Below are 16,424 nucleotides of genomic sequence, written 5' to 3' on the forward strand. Positions count from 1 at the left end.
TGCGCGGACGCCGCGACGGCCACGGCGCTGTGCGGTGCGGCGGCCGGGCCCGGCCCGGTCCCCGCGACGGTCCGGGAAGCGGGCTGCGCCTCCCGGACCGGACCGCCACCCGCGGGGAATGAGGTGGCGGTGTCCCCCAGCCCACTGGATCCAGTGCAGCGGGCCGACCCACGCAGAACTCATCGAAGCGCCGGGGTCGTTGAGCGGCCAGCGCGCACGCACGGGCGCATGGGCACACGTACCCGGAGCACATGCCAATTCCCGCACCCCCGTTTGAACACGAATCTCGCCATCCAAGACACCGACTCTTAACGGTAGGGATCCGGCGAACTACTCTGGGTGGACGCATGCCCCGGGGTACGGGGCGGCTGTCGCTGTGTCGAGGGGTGCGCATGTCCAGCAATACACGCGGGCCGAACGAAAAGCTCGGCACCGTTCTCGCCCTCGCGGGGATCAGCAACGCCGGACTGGCGCGCCGGGTCAACGACCTCGGCGCGCAGCGCGGCCTGACGCTTCGCTACGACAAGACGTCGGTGGCCCGATGGGTCTCCAAGGGCATGGTGCCCCAGGGCGCCGCGCCCCATCTGATCGCGTCGGCGATCGGCAGCAAGCTCGGGCGCCCGGTCCCGCTGCACGAGATCGGGCTGGCCGACGCCGATCCGGCGCCCGAAGTGGGGCTCGCCTTCCCTCGCGACGTCGGCGCGGCGGTGCGTTCGGCGACCGAGCTGTACCGTCTCGATCTCGCCGGACGGCGGGGCAACGGCGGCGGCATCTGGCAGAGCCTGGCCGGATCCTTCGCCGTCAGCGCGTACGCCACCCCCACGTCCCGCTGGCTGATATCGCCGACCGACAGTTCGGTGGCGCGGGAGGCGGCCGAGGCGCGGGAGAAGGACGCGGCGGCCGCCGGTGACGCGGGCGTCCCGCAGCACGTCGGCCACAGTGACGTCACCAAACTGCGCGAGGCGGCCGAGGACGCCCGGCGCTGGGACTCCAAGTACGGGGGCGGGGACTGGCGTTCGTCCATGGTGCCGGAGTGCCTCCGGGTGGACGCGGCGCCGCTGCTGCTCGCCTCGTACAGCGACGAGGTGGGCCGGGCGCTCTTCGGGGCGACGTCCGAACTCACCCGCCTGGCGGGCTGGATGGCCTTCGACACCGGCCAGCAGGAGGCCGCCCAGCGGTACTACATCCAGGCGCTGCGGCTGGCCCGGGCCGCCGCCGACGTCCCGCTGGGCGGGTACGTACTGGCGTCGATGTCCCTGCAGGCGACCTACCGCGGGTTCGCCGACGAGGGCGTGGATCTGGCCCAGGCCGCCCTGGAGCGCAACCGCGGGCTGGCCACCGCGCGCACCATGAGCTTCTTCCGCCTGGTGGAGGCACGGGCGCAGGCCAAGGCCGGGGAGGCGCGGGCCTGCGAGGTGGCGCTGAAGGCGTCCGAGGGCTGGCTGGAGCGGTCCCGCAGCGGCGACCCGGATCCGTCCTGGCTCGACTTCTACTCCTACGAGCGCTTCGCGGCCGACGCCGCCGAGTGCTATCGGGATCTGCGGCTGCCCCGTCAGGTGCGGCGCTTCACCGAGCAGGCGCTGTCCCGGCCGACGGAGGAGTTCGTCCGGTCGCACGGCCTGCGCCTCGTCGTGTCCGCCGTCGCCGAACTGGAGTCCGGCAATCTGGACGCGGCCTGTGCCGCCGGTGCCCGGGCCGTCGAGGTCGCCGGGCGGATCTCCTCGGCCCGCACCACGGAGTACGTCCGCGATCTGCTGCACCGCCTGGAGCCGTACGGGGACGAGCCCCGGGTGGTCGAACTCCGCGAGCGGGCGCGGCCGTTGCTGGCGGCGCCGGCATAGCGGCGGTGCGGCCGGGCAGGGGAGGCGCTCGGCGGGGCCGGGCGGCGGCCGCCGGGAGCGCGCCGGTGGGCTGTCCTTCGCCGCAGGTCAGACAGGTCACTGCGGATTGTCGGTGGGGCCCGTCATGATGGACTACGTCGTCGGCGTTGACGCGCGGGCCCGCGGCGACGGGTGGGCCGGTGGTCATGCGGTTGGGGAGGTGCAGTGGCGGCGTACGACTGCGATGTGCTGGTGATCGGTGCCGGGATCGTGGGGCTTTCCACGGCCCATGCCCTCACGCGTGCGGCGCCGGGCATACGCGTCGTGGTGCTGGAGAAGGAGGACGGCGCGGCCCGCCACCAGACGGGGCGCAACAGCGGCGTGATCCACAGCGGCATCTACTACCCGCCGGGCTCGCTGAAGGCCCGCTTCGCCCTGCGCGGGTCGGCGGAGATGGTGAAGTTCTGCGCCGAGCACGACATCCCGCACGAGGTCACCGGCAAACTGATCGTCGCCACGGAGCGCGCCGAGCTGCCCCGGTTGCACGGCCTCATCCAGCGCGGCCGCGAGCACGGCCTGCCGGTGCGGGAGCTGGGCCCCGCGCAGATCGCCGAGTACGAACCCGAGGTGCGCGGCCTGGCCGCCATCCATGTCGGCACGACCGGTGTCTGCGACTTCGGTGCGGTGGCTCGGCAGCTGGGGCGTCTCGCGCAGGAGGACGGCGCCCGGGTCGTGTTCGGCGAGGAGGTCACCACGATCGCCCGGCGGCCGGGGCGGGTCGCGGTCCGCACCGCCGGCGGCACGGTCCACCGCGCCCGCGCCCTGGTGAACTGCGCCGGGCTGCACTGCGACCGGGTGGCACGGCTGGCGGGCGACGCCCCGGGCATGCGGATCGTCCCGTTCCGGGGCGAGTACTTCACGCTGGCGCCGGAGCGCGCCGGACTGGTCCGCGGTCTGGTCTACCCGGTCCCCGACCCGGCCTTCCCGTTCCTGGGCGTCCATCTCACCCGCGGCGTCGACGGCTCCGTCCACATCGGGCCGAACGCCGTGCCCGCACTGGCCCGCGAGGGCTACGACTGGCGCACCGTCCGCCCCGCCGAGCTGGCCGGGACGCTCGGCTATCCCGGTTCCTGGCGGATAGCCCGCCGCCACTGGCGCTACGGCGCGGGCGAGCTGCACCGCTCGCTGTCCCGCAGCGCCTTCACGGAAGCGGTCCGCCGGCTGCTGCCGGCCGCCCGTGAGGAGGACCTCCGGCCGGCGCCGGCCGGGGTCCGCGCCCAGGCCGTGCTGCCCGACGGCACCCTCGTCGACGACTTCCTCTTCGCCGAGTCCCCCGGCATGATCCACGTTCTCAACGCCCCGTCGCCGGCCGCGACGGCCTCCCTGCCGATCGGGCGGGAGGTGGCCCGGCGGGTGACGCGGCTGCTGGGGATACCGGAGCGCGCGGCGACGGACGAGGGTCCCGGGGGCTCCGGGGGGCTTGGGGGTCCCGGGGGCTTCGCGGGGTGAGCGACCGCCGGGGCGGGCCGCGGCCCGGCGGCCGGCAGGGTCCCGCGGTGGGACGCTGACCTGCGCGTTCGATGCGATGCCGGGCTGCGGAGCCGGGCGCCGGCCGGGGCCGCGGGCCGTCGGGCGGCCGGCGGCGTTCCGGTCCACCGCGGCGGCGTCCGTAGAATCGGGAGCACTGTGCCCGAGAATCCCGCCCTCCCCGAGACCACCGCCCCCGACGCCGACGCCACGGGCGCGGACGCCGGGGTGCCCGCCGCCGCGCGCCCGCTCGGCGCCACCGCCGCCTCGGCCGCCGTGCCCCGGCGCGGCGCCCCGATGTTCCCCGACGGTACGGGCCCTGCGGCCGACCCCGCTGGCTCGCACCACGAGCGGCGGATCCGGTCCTTCCAGCCGCGCCGCAGCCGCGTCACCGCCTCCCAGGCCGGGGCCCTGCGCCGCCTGTGGCCCACCTGGGGCGTGGACGTCGACGGGCTCTCCCGTCTGGACCTCGACGCGTTCTTCGGCGGACTGCCGGTCGTGCTGGAGATCGGTTTCGGGATGGGCGAGGCCACCGCGCAGATGGCCGCGGCCGACCCGGGCACCGGCATCCTCGGCTGCGATGTGCACACACCCGGCCAGGGCCACCTGCTCGGTCTCGCGGAGCGGAACGGCCTGTCCAACGTCCGGGTGGCCAACGGCGACGCGATCATCCTGCTGCGCGAGATGCTCGCCCCGGAGTCCCTGGCCGGCCTGCGCATCTACTTCCCGGACCCCTGGCCCAAGAAGCGCCACCACAAGCGCCGGCTGATCCAGCCCGAGTTCGTGGCCCTGGCGTCCACCCGGCTCGCGCCCGGCGCCCTGGTGCACTGCGCCACCGACTGGGAGCCCTACGCCGAGCAGATGCTGGAGGTGCTCTCCGCCGAGCCCACGCTGGAGAATCTGCACTCCGGCTACGCGCCCCGGCCCGACTTCCGGCCCTTCACCCGGTTCGAGGGCCAGGGGCTGGACAAGGGGCACGTCGTGCACGACCTGCTCTTCCGCCGACGGGGCTGACGGCCGCCCCCGGGGCAGCAGCCCGCGGAAGATCCTGGTCCAGGCCCGGTAAACCCGTATGCCCGCACTCCCCCGCCGTCGTTAGGGTCGATGGGTGTACCCGTCACCGCCGCCGCTCCCCGAGCACGCAGCCGGCCCGTCGCCGTACACGTACGCCGACGCCCACCGGGGGCATCGGCGCTGGTCCGCGCCCTGGCACAGCAGGACCGTCCGGGCCGTCGCACTGGCCGCGCTGCTCACGCTCTCCGGGGTGCTCATCCTCGGGATAGTGCGGCGGCAGACCGGCACCGAGGGGTTCCTGGTCGGCGTCGGGCTGGCCGTCTTCCCGGTGCCGCTGCTCATCGCGGCCTTCTGCTGGCTGGACCGGATCGAGCCCGAGCCGTGGCGGAACCTCGCGTTCGCCTTCGCCTGGGGGTCGTGCGCCGCCACCCTGGTCGCGGTCCTGGCCAACGGCTTCGCCACCGACTGGCTGGCCAACAACATCGCCTCGGCGTCGCCGACCGAGGCCCAGGCGTGGGGCTCGACGGTCATCGCCCCGATCGTCGAGGAGGTGATGAAGGCCGCCGCCGTCCTGCTGCTCTACCGCTTCCGCCGCCGGGACTTCGACGGCATCACCGACGGCATCGTGATCGCCGGGATCACCGCCACCGGCTTCGCCTTCACCGAGAACGTCCTCTATCTGGGCAGCGCCTTCGGCGAGGACCAGTCCATGGGGCACACCGGCCTGAACTCCCTCACCGCCGGCACCTTCTTCGTGCGGATCGTGGTGTCCCCGTTCGCGCATCCGCTCTTCACGATCCTCACCGGCCTGGCGGTCGGGGCGGCGGCGGCCCGCTATCCGCGGCGCCGCGGGGCCCGCGCCGGGCTCGTCCTCCTCGGCCTGGCCACCGCCGTCCTGCTGCACGGCATCTGGAACGCCGCCTCCGACCTCGGCGACGCCGGCTTCCTCAGCGTCTACGGCCTGTTCATGGTCCCGGTCCTGCTGGGCCTGACCTGGCTGGCGCTCTGGGCCCGACGGCAGGAGCTGCTCTCCGTCCGCGAGCATCTCGCCCCGTATGTCGCCACCGGCTGGCTGGCGTCGCCGGAACCCACCGCGCTCTCCTCCCTCCGCACCCGCGCGCTGGCCCGCGACATCGCCCGCCGTGCCCACGGCCCGGCCGCCGCCCGCGCCGTCACCTCCTACGTGGCCCTGGCCACCGCCCTCTCCTTCCACCGCCGACGCGCCCGTCTGACGGGTCCGCCGCCGGACTTCGCCGCCCGGGAGCGGGAGTTGCTGGAGGGCCTGTGGCGCCACCGGCCGTGGGCGGGACCGGCGCTGCTCCAGGCGTGGGCGGGCGGGACGGGCATGCCGGGCCCCGCCGCGCCACCGGCCGGCGAGCCGCGCCGGGAGCCGTGAGCCGGTAGCGACCGTGCTCCCGTAGGGGCCGTGGGCCGCGCGTAGGCTCAGGGGAGTTGTCCGTACAAGGGAGGATTCTGCGATGGCTGGGATACCGACGAGCGTGGTGGCGGCCACGGGCCTGGTGGGCGGCTACGGCGTGGCCCGCTGGACCAGGAAGCGGCCGCTGGGCGGGGTCGCGCTGGCGGCCGCCGGTGCGGTGGCGGCCCGGGGCTGGCAGCAGAAGGCCGGCACGAAGGCGGCCGCGGCGCTGAGCGGTGCCTATGTGGCGGCGTTCGCGGGCTCGCACCCGCTGGCCAAGAAGATCGGGGCGTGGCCGTCGGTGTTCGCGGTGGCGGGCGGGGTCGCCCTGGCCTCGTGGGCGGTGGCGGACCGGCGCGGCTAGCGAGCCTGGTCGGTGGACGGTGCGGGGCGCGCGGCGATGCTGCGCGCCCCGCACCGTTCCCGTGTGCGGCACCCGTGCGGGCCCCTACGGCGCCGGTCCGTCAGACGGCGGCCCCGTGGGCGCGCAGCCAGGGCAGCGGGTCCGCCGGGGCGCCGGCGTGCGGGCGGACCTCCAGGTGGAGGTGCGGGCCGGTGGCGTTCCCGGTGGCGCCGACGCGGCCGATCACGTCGCCCGTGTGGACCCGGCCCGTCGTCCTGACCATGGAGGACAGGTGGCAGAACCACAGCTGGGTGCCGTCGTCGAGGGTGAGGACGATGCGGTAGCCGTATGCGCCGGCCCAGCCCGCCTGGGTGATGGTCCCGTCGTGAACGGCCTTGACCGGCGTGCCCGTTGGGGCGGTGAAGTCCTGCCCGGTGTGCTCCGCGGCCCAGCGGTCGCCGGCCTGCCCGAAGCCGGCGCCGAGGGTGTACGAGGAGAGCGGGGCGACGGACGTCCTCGCCTGGTGGGCGGGGTGCTCGGCCGCCGCATTCGGGTGCCGGGCCACGGGCGCCGCCGCCTGGTGCCCGGTCGCCGCGGCCGTCGTGCCCTGCGGCTCCGCCTTCTCCTCCGCGGTCGTCGAGGTCGGCTGCGCGGCCTCCTCCTGCTGCCGGCCGGGCGCGTCCGCGGCCGCCTCGGCCGCCTCGGCGGCCTGTTCCGCGGCGCTCTGCCGGGCGTCGGCCTGCTGGAGGATGCGGTGGCGCAGCGCCTCGGCGGGGCCCGCGGCCCCGGCGTCCCCGTCGGCGTCAGCGGTCCGGGAGGGCGGCGCGGGGGCGTCCCGGAGCGTGCCGGCGGTGTCGTCGACCGCCCCGCCGGGGTCGGGCATCGAGATCGGGACCGGCGGCCGGCCCTCGGCCGCGGCCACCCCGCTCGCGCCGACCGCCGCGATCACGCCGACGCCCAGCGCCGTACCGCCGCGTGCGAGGCCGCCGCGCTGCCTCGCCACCCGGTGCTTGCCGCGGACCGGGCGGCCGGCGTCGCCGTCGCCCGTCTCGTCGCCCGGGAGCCAGTCGTCCGCGTCGCCGGCGGGGCCGTGGGACGGCTCGTCACCGGACGGCCGCCCCCGCTCGCCCTGGGGCACCTGGGTCGCCTGGGATGTCTGTGCTGCCCGGGCCGCCGCCTGGGAGGACCGGTCGTGGAAGAACGGCTCCCGAGGCGGCGCGCCGTCCGCCAACTCCTCGTAGGACGACGGAACTTGGGCCGGCATGACGGGGGAACCGGCAGCGGCGGGGGCACCGGGGCCGGCGGGGCCGCCGGGACCGACCGCGCCGCCGAAGTCGGCGGGGCCGCCGGGGCCATAGGTGGACGGGCCTTGTGGGGCGGGCCTGTTGGACGCCACGGGGGCGTTCTCCTTTCCTTCCTTCTCGCCTACCGGGTTAGCTGACGGGTTCGGAGCAGGAAGGTCTCCTACGGGCACCCCTTGGCGAGCGGCGCCCGATTCACCCCAAGATGGTGGTTCCCCGGTTCCCTCGACTCAATTCCCTGCAATTCCAGGCGGATCCGGCAGTGCCCGCGAAACCGTCCGATCCGGGCGAGTCGACCCGGGTCGAGGACACGGGTCGCGCCGTTCGAACCGTTGGCTCGGGCGGGTGACATGAGGGTCGTTCTGGACGTGCGGGAACAGCGCGTACAGGATTCGGCGTCGGCGCACGGAGCCGCCACTGGCGACGGCTGGGACGACCGCGCTCCGTTATCGGACAGTAATAGAGACGGCTGGGGAAATCCAAGCGTTCCCACGAATCTGCGGGCGTTCCGCAAGCCTCCCGCGGGGGCCCTGACGGGAACTTTTACTGCCATCTCTGCCGTAAACGGGGCGAGTTGCCCCCGCCTCGCCAAACGATCTCGCGACGATTGTGCACCAGTTGTTATGCGGAGGGACGCACCACGATCACGGAGCGTAAGGGCGATAACGTCGCCCCATGGTCGTCAACGTCGCGCACACCGGAAACGGCGGAAACGCCGGGAACACCGGGAACACCGTCAACAGCCCGCAGGAAGTGGCGGCCAGGTACCGGGAGTTCTCCCGGCAGCAGGCGCGGGGCCGGTCCGACGCCCACGAGGAGCTGACCGCCCGGATCGGCCGGGACGACGAGCTGTGCGAGCTGATCGCGGCCTCGCTGCCGGCCGGCAACAAGCAGCAGCCCGACCTCCTGCTCGCCGCGGTGCGCCATCTCGACGGCCCGCACGCGGAGTCGGGGCCGCGCGGCGAGTCGGCGTACGGGCGCTGGCGCGAGTGGACCATCCGGCACTGGGACGAGGTCCGCGCGGTGATCATGAGCCGCGCCACCCAGACCAACGAACCGGCGCGCTGCGCCACGCTGCTGCCGCTGCTGGCTCGTCTGCCGCAGCCGCTGGCCCTCCTGGAGGTCGGCACCTCGGCGGGGCTGTGCCTGCACCCGGACCGCTACCGCTACCGGTACGTCCAGGAGGGGCGGCCCGGGAAGGACGGCCCCTACGGGAGCGACGCCGGGGAAGGCGGCGCGACCTTCACGGCCGGTGCCCCGGGCAGCCCGGTCACCTTCACCTGCCGGACCAGCGGTCCCGCGCCCGGCGGCGACGGGGCGCTGCGCGGCGCGCTGCCCGAGATCGTCTGGCGCGGCGGCATCGACCTGAACCCGCTCGACCCGGTCGGCGAGCCGGACGATCTGCGCTGGCTGCGCGCCCTCCTCTGGCCCGGCGACGAGGCCCGTACGGCGCGGCTCTCGGCGGCCGTCGAGGCGGTGCGGGGCGCGCCGCGCCCGGTCCTGGTGCGCGGCGACCTGGTGGACGAACTGCCGGCGCTGGCCGCCCAGGCGCCGCCCGAGGCGACCCTCGTGGTGTTCCACAGCTCGGTGCTGAACTACCTTCCGCTCGCCCGGCGCGAGGAGTTCGCCCGCCTCGTGCGGTCGCTGCTCGCCGAACGGGACGGCGGGGGCCACTGGATCTCCCAGGAGCACCACAGCGTGCTCCCGTGGATCGACGCGCCGGAGCACCGCTCCCCGGGGCCGGACGACGCCCTGCTGCTGACCCTCGCCGTGGACGAGCGCCCGGTGGCCCTGACGGGCCCGCACGGCCAGCACGTGCGCTGGCTCGGCCCCGCGCTGCCGTAGCCGCGCGGGGGCCGCCCGGCCCGGCCGGAAACCGTCAGCGCGGCGACGCCCCGTCGGACGGCCCCTGGATGTCCAGGGGCCGCTGGACCGCCAGCAGGGCCATGTCGTCCGCGGGGCCCCCACGGGTGTGCCGGGCGACGTCCTCGACCACCACGTCCAACAGGTCGTCGGGCCCGCTGAACTGACTCCCGCGCAACCGGGCGCGCGGGTCGTAGAACCGCCCGGCCCGGTCGCGGGCCTCGGTCACCCCGTCGGTGAACAGGAGCAGCAGCGCCCCGGCCGGGAGGAACGTCTCGTCCGAGCGGTCCGGCCGGCCGTCCAGGTCGCCCAGGCCGAGCGGCAGCGCGGCGGTGGACGGGACCAGTTCCCGCAGACCGCCTTCGGGGGTGAGCAGCACAGGGGGCGGGTGTCCGCGGTTCAGGATGCGGAGCAGGGACCGGCCGCCGGCGGGGATCTCCGCCAGTACGGCCGTGGCGAAGCTCTCGTGCTCGTCGATGCCGGCGCGGCGCCCGCCCTCCCGTCGGAGGGCCCGTTCCAGCCGGTGCGCGACCGCCTCCAGGGTGGCCTCCTGCTCCGCCGCCTCCCGGAAGGCGCCGACCACGACCACCGCGGCCTCCACCGCCTCCAGGCCCTTGCCCCGGACGTCGCCGACGATCATCCGCACGCCGTGCGGGGTGTCCTGGACGGCGTACAGGTCGCCGCCGATACGGGCGCCGGCCCGGGCGCCTACGTAGCGCGCGGCGATCACGAGACCGGCCAGACGGGCCGGCGGCGCGGGCAGGACGGCCCGTTGGGCGGCCTCCGAGACGTCCCGTTCGGAGGCCAGCCGGGCCTCGCCGGCCCGGACGACCCGGTTGATGACGAGCGCGAGCAGGGCCACCACGACGACGGTGCTGACCTCGGTCGCCGACTGCCGGTAGTCCTGGACACCGTGGTAGACGGCGAGCAGGAGTTCGCTGACGGCGGCGGCCAGAGCCGTGCCGGCGGTGGCCCACAGGGGGTACAGCGGGGCCGCGATCAAGGGGGCGGCCGAGAAGAACGGGGCCGCGGTGTACTGGGGCGGCGTGGCGAGGTCGACGAGCACACCGATGACGATCAGGCCGACGGGGAGACCGCGCGCGAGCCGGCGGCCGAGCGGGGACACCCGGTCGCGACGCGCCCGCCACTCCGCCGCGCCTGTGCGGTTTCCGCCGCCTCGAAGCATCCGCACCGGCCTCCACTCCGCCCGCCCGGTGACGCCCGGCGCGGTCCCGGCACCGCCGCGCACCGCCGCACGCCGCCGCGGCCGCCGTTCCGCTGCCGGCCGCCGCGCCGTCGTACGCCGTTCCCCGGGTCGTGCCGCTTCAAGGCTTGCCAACGCCGCACCGCCCGGCGAGTCCTCCTGAGCCGAACGGGGTAGAAACAGGCTGGGGCCGCCTCACCCCCTACGGGCCCGCCCCCCTCACCCCTTACGGCCCATACGGACCACCCCGCCCTCGCCCCCGCCCCCGCCCTCGCACTGACGGACCGTGGCGCGCGCATGGGCGAGGAAGCGCCGGGTCAGCGGATGCCCGTTGTGCCGCGGGAAGACGATCTGCAGCGGCATCAGGGGCGCGTCGGGGATCGGCACGAAGGAGACGAACGGGTGCACCCGCTGCCGGCCGATCGACTCCGGGACGACCCCGACGCCCCGGTTGCCGGCGACCGCCTCCAGCCACTCGTCGAAGTTCCCGCAGCGGACGGCGATTTCCGGCCGCTCACCGGGCGGCCACTCCGACGCCCCCGTCGTCCCACCGGCCTCGTTCAGCACCAGCGGCACACGGGCCAGCTCCCGCCAGCCGACCTCGTCCCGCGCCGCGAGCGGGGAGCGCACCGACACCGCCGCGATCCGCCGCTCGTGCAGCAGCGTCTCGGCGGCCAGACCCGGCACGGCGAGGTCCCCGCGCAGGATCGCGACATCGACGTCGCCGCTGTCCACCCCGGCCAGGGCCGCATCCCTCCGGTAGACCCGCGCCCCGACCCCGGTCTCCGCCTCGAACCGCTCGATGGCCGCCTGTGGCCAGGTGGCCGGAAACCCCCAGGCGAAGCCGATACGGAAGACGGGTGCCTCCGGGTCCGGGAGGAGCGCCGCCTCCAAACGGGGCAGCAGCTCGCGGAGTTCGCCGTACAGCCGCTCGCCGGCCGCGGTGAGCGCGACCCGGCGGGTGGTGCGCTCCAGGAGGCGCCGGCCGAGCAGCTCCTCCAGGCGGCGGATGGTGCGGCTCACCGTCGGCTGCGACAGGCCGAGGCGGTCGGCGGCGCGGGTGAAGTGGCGCTCCTCGGCGAGGGCCAGGTAGCAGCGGAGGTGGTGCAGCTCGATCCCCGGTATCGCCATGATCGAAATCCTAGGCGGCCGCGTGACGGCCCGGGCGGGGCCGGACGACCCCGCGCCGCCCGACGCCCCGCGCAGGGCGCCCACGCCCCCTTCGCGGCCAGGGCCGCCCCTCCCCCGCGTCTCAACCGGCCGCCGCACCATCGCCGTTCACCCCCTCACACCGTCGCCGTCCGTCGCCCACCGCCCGCCGCCCGCCGCGCCGAGGCGGTCCGCCGCCCCCGCACCCGCCGTTCAGCGTCCCCGCGCCCCGGCCGTCCCCCGCCGCGCCCGCATCCCCGCCCCGATCACCAGGAACGCCGCCCCGGCCACTCCGCACAGCAGCCACATCGACGCCTGGTTGCCCCGGAGGAAGAGGTCGCCGGCGAGCGCCTCCACGGCGCGCCCGTCCCACCCGGTGTGCGCCTGCAGCAGCCCGGCGCCCCCACCGGGATCGGCGACGGCCCGCGCCGTCCACGCCCCGCCCGGCAGATGGTGCGCGGCGAGCACGGCGTCCAGCGCGTCCCGCGCCGACCGGCGGTGGACGGCCATCCCCACCGCCAGCCCGATCGCCCCGCCCAGGTTGTGGAAGGTCCACGACGAGCCGACCGCCGTCCCCGCCAGCCGCTCCGGTACGGCCGACAGCGCGGCCACGGTGGCCGGCCCCAGGACGAGGGCCCAGCCGACGCCCATCAACGCGAACGCGACCACCACGGACGCGACCCCGCTGTCCCGGTCGAACCGCGCCTGCAGCGCCGCCGACAGCGCGAACGCCGCGAACCCCGCGCAGAGCAGCAGCCGCGGCGGGCAACGGTCCACCAGCCGCCCCACCACGGGTGACAGCACCGCCATCACCGCCGTGCACGGCAGCAGCATCAGTCCGCTCGCGGTGCCCCCGTAGTGGCGTACCGACACCAGGTACAGCGGCATCAGAAAGAACGCCAGGCAGTAGAAGAACGCCAGGCAGAAATCGGCGGTGAGCGCACCGAGGAAAGTACGGTTCGCGAACAGCCGGAAATCGATGATCGGCGCCACGACTTTCCGCTCCACGACGCAGAACGCCGCGACACCGGCGATTCCCACGGCCAGCAGACCGAGAATGCGGCCGGACGCCCATCCCCACGAATCGCCGAGCGTGAGAGCAAGGACAACTGCGGGCAGGGCGAGGCTGATCAGCGTCAGTCCGGGCCAGTCCGGCTTTCCTGCCCCGGTATTCCGCCCGCGCGATTCCCGTACCGCGGAAAGGCACACCGCCAGCCCGACGACCGTCAGCGGCACGTTCAGCCAGAACACCCACCGCCAGTCCAGCAGGCCGACCACGAACCCGCCCAGCATCGGCCCGATCGCCAGGCCGAGCCCGTTGACGCCGTAGAGCGCCCCGATGGCCCGGCCGCGCTGCTCCGGCGGGAAGGTGTCGGAGACCAGGGCGCCGGTACTGGTGTAGAGCACGGCACAGGCCGCCCCCTGGACGAAGCGGCAGAGGATCAGCACCCGTACGTCCCCGGCGAAGCCGGCCGCCAGTGAGGCGACGCCGAAGACCGCGGTCCCGGTGTACAGGACCCGCCGCCGGCCGTGGTGGTCGGCGAGCCGCCCCATCGTCACCATGAACATCGACAGCGCGACGATGAAGATGTTGACGACCAGCTGGAGTTCGGTGACCGTGGCCCCCATGTCCCGCTGAATTGCCGGCGCCGCGGTATTGACGATGGTGAGATCGATGCATCCGAGGAAACTGATGATGCCCAGCCCGGCGAATGCCCGCCATCTCCGGGCCGCCCCGGCCCCTTCAGGGGCGGGCGCGCCCCCGTCCCTCGCGCACTCTGCGGAATTCACGTACTCGGTCGCCACGATTTCCCACCCTCGGACCGGCGGACAACGTCCACGCCACTCCCCCGTCTTTCCCCGACGACGCTAGGCAGGGCATCCCGCCCGGACAAATAGCCGCCGCGTCCGACTCATACGCCCGGTACATGGATCCGCGGGCCGTCCCTCGCGGCGCGCCACCCGCCCCGACCCCGCACCCGCCCGTCGACCGCCCCGCACACGACGAACGGCGCCCCGACCGCCGTACCGGTCGGAGCGCCGCTCCTCACATCACCGGAGCACCGTGTGCTCCCTCTGGTGGGCCATCAGGGGCTCGAACCCTGAACCAATGGATTAAAAGTCCACTGCTCTGCCAATTGAGCTAATGGCCCGCACCGAGCAGCATAGCCCGAGGACGCGCCGCAGCCCGAAGGCATTGTGGATCTGGCCGATCCCCGGCGTGCCGCACCCGTGCCCCGCCGCCCGCGATTCCGCAGCTACGGGCCGTCCGCCGCGCTCCCGGAAGGCGCCCGGCATCACCGCGCACCCGGTACGGCACGCGCCCCGCAACGCGCCAACACGCACGCCGACGCCCCCACCACGCATCCCCCACGGCGCCTCAACACACAGGGCCCGTACGGCACTTGTGTGCGGTACGGGCCCTGGAGAGCCGTTCAGGTTCAGCGGCGCCGGCCCCCGGCCGGGCTGCCGGCAGCGGCCGGATCAGCCGTTGCGCTTCCAGCGCGGCTTGTCCTCACGACGACCGAAACCGGACGTGCTGCCGGAGCCGCGGTGGTCGTCCCGCCGGCCGTACGGACGGTCGCCGCCGGAGCGGTAGCCGGAGGTCGGCCGGCCGCCGGAGCGGTCGTCACGGTTGAACGGGCGGTCGCCGCCGCCGGAGCGGTAGCCACCGGAGGGGCGGCCGCCGGAGCGGTCGTCGCGGCCGAACGAACGGGCCGGGCGCTCACCGCGGTCCCGGTGGACGCCGCCACGGTCGTCGCGCCGGTCGTCCCGGCGGTCGAAGGAGCGGCCGCCGAAGCGGTCGTCACGACGATCCCGGTCACGATCCCGGCCGAAGCCACCACGCTCGTCACGACGGTCATCACGACGCTCGAAGGAACGCCCACCACGGTCATCCCGACGATCCCGGTCACGATCCCGGCCGAAGCCACCACGCTCGTCACGACGGTCATCACGACGCTCGAAGGAACGCCCACCACGGTCATCCCGACGATCCCGGTCACGATCCCGACCGAAGCCACCACGCTCGTCACGACGGTCATCACGACGCTCGAAGGAACGCCCACCACGGTCATCCCGACGATCCCGGTCACGATCCCGACCAAAACCGCCACGCTCGTCACGACGCTCGCCGCGCCGCTCGTCCCGGCGGTCGTCCCGGCGCTCGTACGGACGGCGGTCGGCCGGACCGGGCTGTGCCGGCACCGAGGCCGTCGCGGCCTCGGCCACCGCCTCCGCGGCGGCCTTGGCGGACTCCGCCAGCGCCTCCGCCGGGTCCTCGCCGCGCTCGCGGGCGGCCCGCGCGGTCAGCCGGTCGGCCTCCTCGCGCAGCTCCGCGGCGCGGCGCTGGAGCCGCTCCAGCTCCTTGGCCAGGACGCCGACCTCGCGCTCGGCCTGCTTGGCGGTGTTGTTCGCCGACTCGGCCTGGACCTCGGTGAGCGAGCGCGCACCGGTGATGCGGGCCAGGTCCTCGTCGAAGGCACCGGCGCCGCCGACGATGTGGCGCGAGGCGTCCACGCCCGCGTCCTCCATCAGGCGGAAGATCTGCCGGCGCTGGTGCGGGAGGGAGAGCGAGACGACGGTGCCGGACTGGCCGGCGCGGGCGGTGCGGCCCGAGCGGTGCAGGTAGTCCTTGTGGTCACCGGCCGGGTCGACGTTGAGGACCAGGTCGATGCCGTCGACGTGGATGCCGCGGGCGGCGACGTCGGTGGCGACCAGCGCGTTGAGGTAGCCGTCCTTGAAGTCCGCGAGCACCCGGGTACGGGCGCCCTGCGTCATGCCGCCATGCAGCGCGTCGGCCGTGACGCCGGCCTCGATCAGCTGCTCGGCGACCCGCTCGGCGCCCAGCTGGGTGCGGACGAAGATGATGGTGCGGCCCTTGCGGGCGGCGATCGCGGCGGTGACCGGCGCCTTGTCCTTCGGCTTCACGACGAGGACGTGGTGGGTCATGGTCGTGACGTTGCCCTGGGCGCTGTCGACCTCGTGGCTGACCGGGTTGGTCAGGTAGCGCTTGACCAGCGTGGAGATCTCGTTCTCCATCGTGGCCGAGAACAGCATCCGCTGGCCGCCGTCGGGCACCTGGTCCAGCAGTTCGGTGACCTCGGGCAGGAAGCCCAGGTCGGACATCTGGTCGGCCTCGTCGAGGACGGCGACCTGGACGTCCTCCAGGGAGCAGGCGCCGCGGTTGATGATGTCGCGCAGCCGGCCCGGGGTGGCGACGAGGATGTCGACGCCGCGCTCCAGGGCGTAGATCTGGTTGCCCATGGACGTACCGCCGCAGACGACCTTCATCTTCAGGCCGAGCACGTCGCCGTAGGGCTGGAGGGCGTCCGCGACCTGCATCGCGAGCTCGCGGGTCGGGGTGAGGATGACCGCGCGCGGCTTCTTCTTCTCGGTGCGGCCGTCGGCCAGGCGGGCGAGGGTCGGCAGACCGAAGGAGAGCGTCTTGCCGGAGCCGGTGCGGCCGCGGCCCAGGATGTCCTTGCCGGCCAGCGCGTCCGGGATGGTCGCGGCCTGGATCGGGAACGGGGTGGTGACGCCGTTCTGGCCGAGCTTGCGGACGACGCCCTCGGGCAGGCCCAGGTCGGCGAAGGTCACGGTGGCGGTGTCGCCCTCGTCGCCGTCCTCGGCGCCGGCGACGTCCTCGGCCTCGACGAGCTCGGTGGTCCCGGTCTCGGCGGTCTCGGGCGCGGTGGCCTCGACCGTCTCGGAGGCCGGCGCTTCGGGCTGCTCGTCGTTCGCGGGCAGGACGGACTGATCAATGGAAACGGACATGCGAAATGCG

11 protein-coding genes, 1 tRNA gene and 1 riboswitch are annotated in these 16,424 nt (G+C 74.8%); of the genes, 6 read left to right on the forward strand and 6 right to left on the reverse strand.

The annotated features are described in order from the left end of the window. The first annotated feature begins 392 nt into the window (after window positions 1-392). The 5 genes from K2224_RS05335 to K2224_RS05355 all read left to right on the forward strand — a co-directional run bounded on the left by K2224_RS05335 (window position 393) and on the right by K2224_RS05355 (window position 6,142). Window positions 393-1,841, forward strand: coding sequence for an MFS transporter (locus K2224_RS05335; protein WP_221905487.1), 1,449 nt, complete (start codon window positions 393-395; stop codon window positions 1,839-1,841). 204 nt (window positions 1,842-2,045) lie between these two features. Beyond that, window positions 2,046-3,329: an L-2-hydroxyglutarate oxidase gene (gene lhgO, locus K2224_RS05340; RefSeq protein ID WP_221905488.1), complete on the forward strand. Its 1,284-nt coding sequence runs from the start codon at window positions 2,046-2,048 to the stop codon at window positions 3,327-3,329. A 177-nt stretch (window positions 3,330-3,506) separates the two neighbouring features. Next, window positions 3,507-4,361: a tRNA (guanosine(46)-N7)-methyltransferase TrmB gene (trmB, locus tag K2224_RS05345; protein ID WP_221905489.1), complete on the forward strand. Its 855-nt coding sequence runs from the start codon at window positions 3,507-3,509 to the stop codon at window positions 4,359-4,361. Window positions 4,362-4,455: 94 nt separating this feature from the next. Then, complete coding sequence (locus tag K2224_RS05350) at window positions 4,456-5,757, forward strand: PrsW family intramembrane metalloprotease (RefSeq protein ID WP_221905490.1); 1,302 nt, start codon at window positions 4,456-4,458, stop codon at window positions 5,755-5,757. 82 nt (window positions 5,758-5,839) lie between these two features. Further along, the gene (locus tag K2224_RS05355) at window positions 5,840-6,142 is read left to right on the forward strand and encodes a hypothetical protein (RefSeq protein ID WP_221905491.1); all 303 of its coding nucleotides are present in this window, start codon (window positions 5,840-5,842) and stop codon (window positions 6,140-6,142) included. 100 nt (window positions 6,143-6,242) lie between these two features. Here K2224_RS05355 and K2224_RS05360 read toward each other — a convergent pair whose 3' ends face one another. Beyond that, window positions 6,243-7,517 (reverse strand): M23 family metallopeptidase, encoded by a 1,275-nt coding sequence (locus K2224_RS05360; protein WP_221905492.1) that lies wholly within the window; start codon window positions 7,515-7,517, stop codon window positions 6,243-6,245. Window positions 7,518-7,528: 11 nt separating this feature from the next. After that, window positions 7,529-7,694: riboswitch (cyclic di-AMP (ydaO/yuaA leader) on the reverse strand. A gap of 403 nt (window positions 7,695-8,097) precedes the next feature. On the opposite strand from K2224_RS05360, the gene K2224_RS05365 reads away from it, so the two are divergent. After that, window positions 8,098-9,267, forward strand: a complete 1,170-nt coding sequence (locus K2224_RS05365; RefSeq protein WP_221905493.1) for a DUF2332 domain-containing protein — start codon at window positions 8,098-8,100, stop codon at window positions 9,265-9,267. Between the two features lie 34 nt (window positions 9,268-9,301). Here the strand turns inward: K2224_RS05365 and K2224_RS05370 are convergent, their stop codons facing one another. The 5 genes from K2224_RS05370 to K2224_RS05390 all read right to left on the reverse strand — a co-directional run bounded on the left by K2224_RS05370 (window position 9,302) and on the right by K2224_RS05390 (window position 16,414). Then, a complete protein-coding gene (locus tag K2224_RS05370; protein ID WP_221909444.1) occupies window positions 9,302-10,471 on the reverse strand; it encodes a PP2C family protein-serine/threonine phosphatase in 1,170 nt (389 codons plus the stop codon). Window positions 10,472-10,708: 237 nt separating this feature from the next. Continuing rightward, window positions 10,709-11,620, reverse strand: coding sequence for a LysR family transcriptional regulator (locus tag K2224_RS05375; protein ID WP_260692337.1), 912 nt, complete (start codon window positions 11,618-11,620; stop codon window positions 10,709-10,711). Window positions 11,621-11,851: 231 nt separating this feature from the next. Beyond that, on the reverse strand, window positions 11,852-13,429 hold the full coding sequence (locus K2224_RS05380; RefSeq protein ID WP_260693411.1) for an MFS transporter: 1,578 nt from the start codon (window positions 13,427-13,429) through the stop codon (window positions 11,852-11,854). Window positions 13,430-13,715: 286 nt separating this feature from the next. Further along, window positions 13,716-13,791: transfer RNA gene (locus K2224_RS05385), tRNA-Lys, on the reverse strand. 331 nt (window positions 13,792-14,122) lie between these two features. After that, window positions 14,123-16,414, reverse strand: a complete 2,292-nt coding sequence (locus K2224_RS05390) for a DEAD/DEAH box helicase (protein ID WP_221905495.1) — start codon at window positions 16,412-16,414, stop codon at window positions 14,123-14,125. Window positions 16,415-16,424: the final 10 nt, after the last annotated feature.

The sequence above is a fragment of the Streptomyces sp. BHT-5-2 genome (assembly GCF_019774615.1).
Taxonomy (GTDB): domain Bacteria; phylum Actinomycetota; class Actinomycetes; order Streptomycetales; family Streptomycetaceae; genus Streptomyces.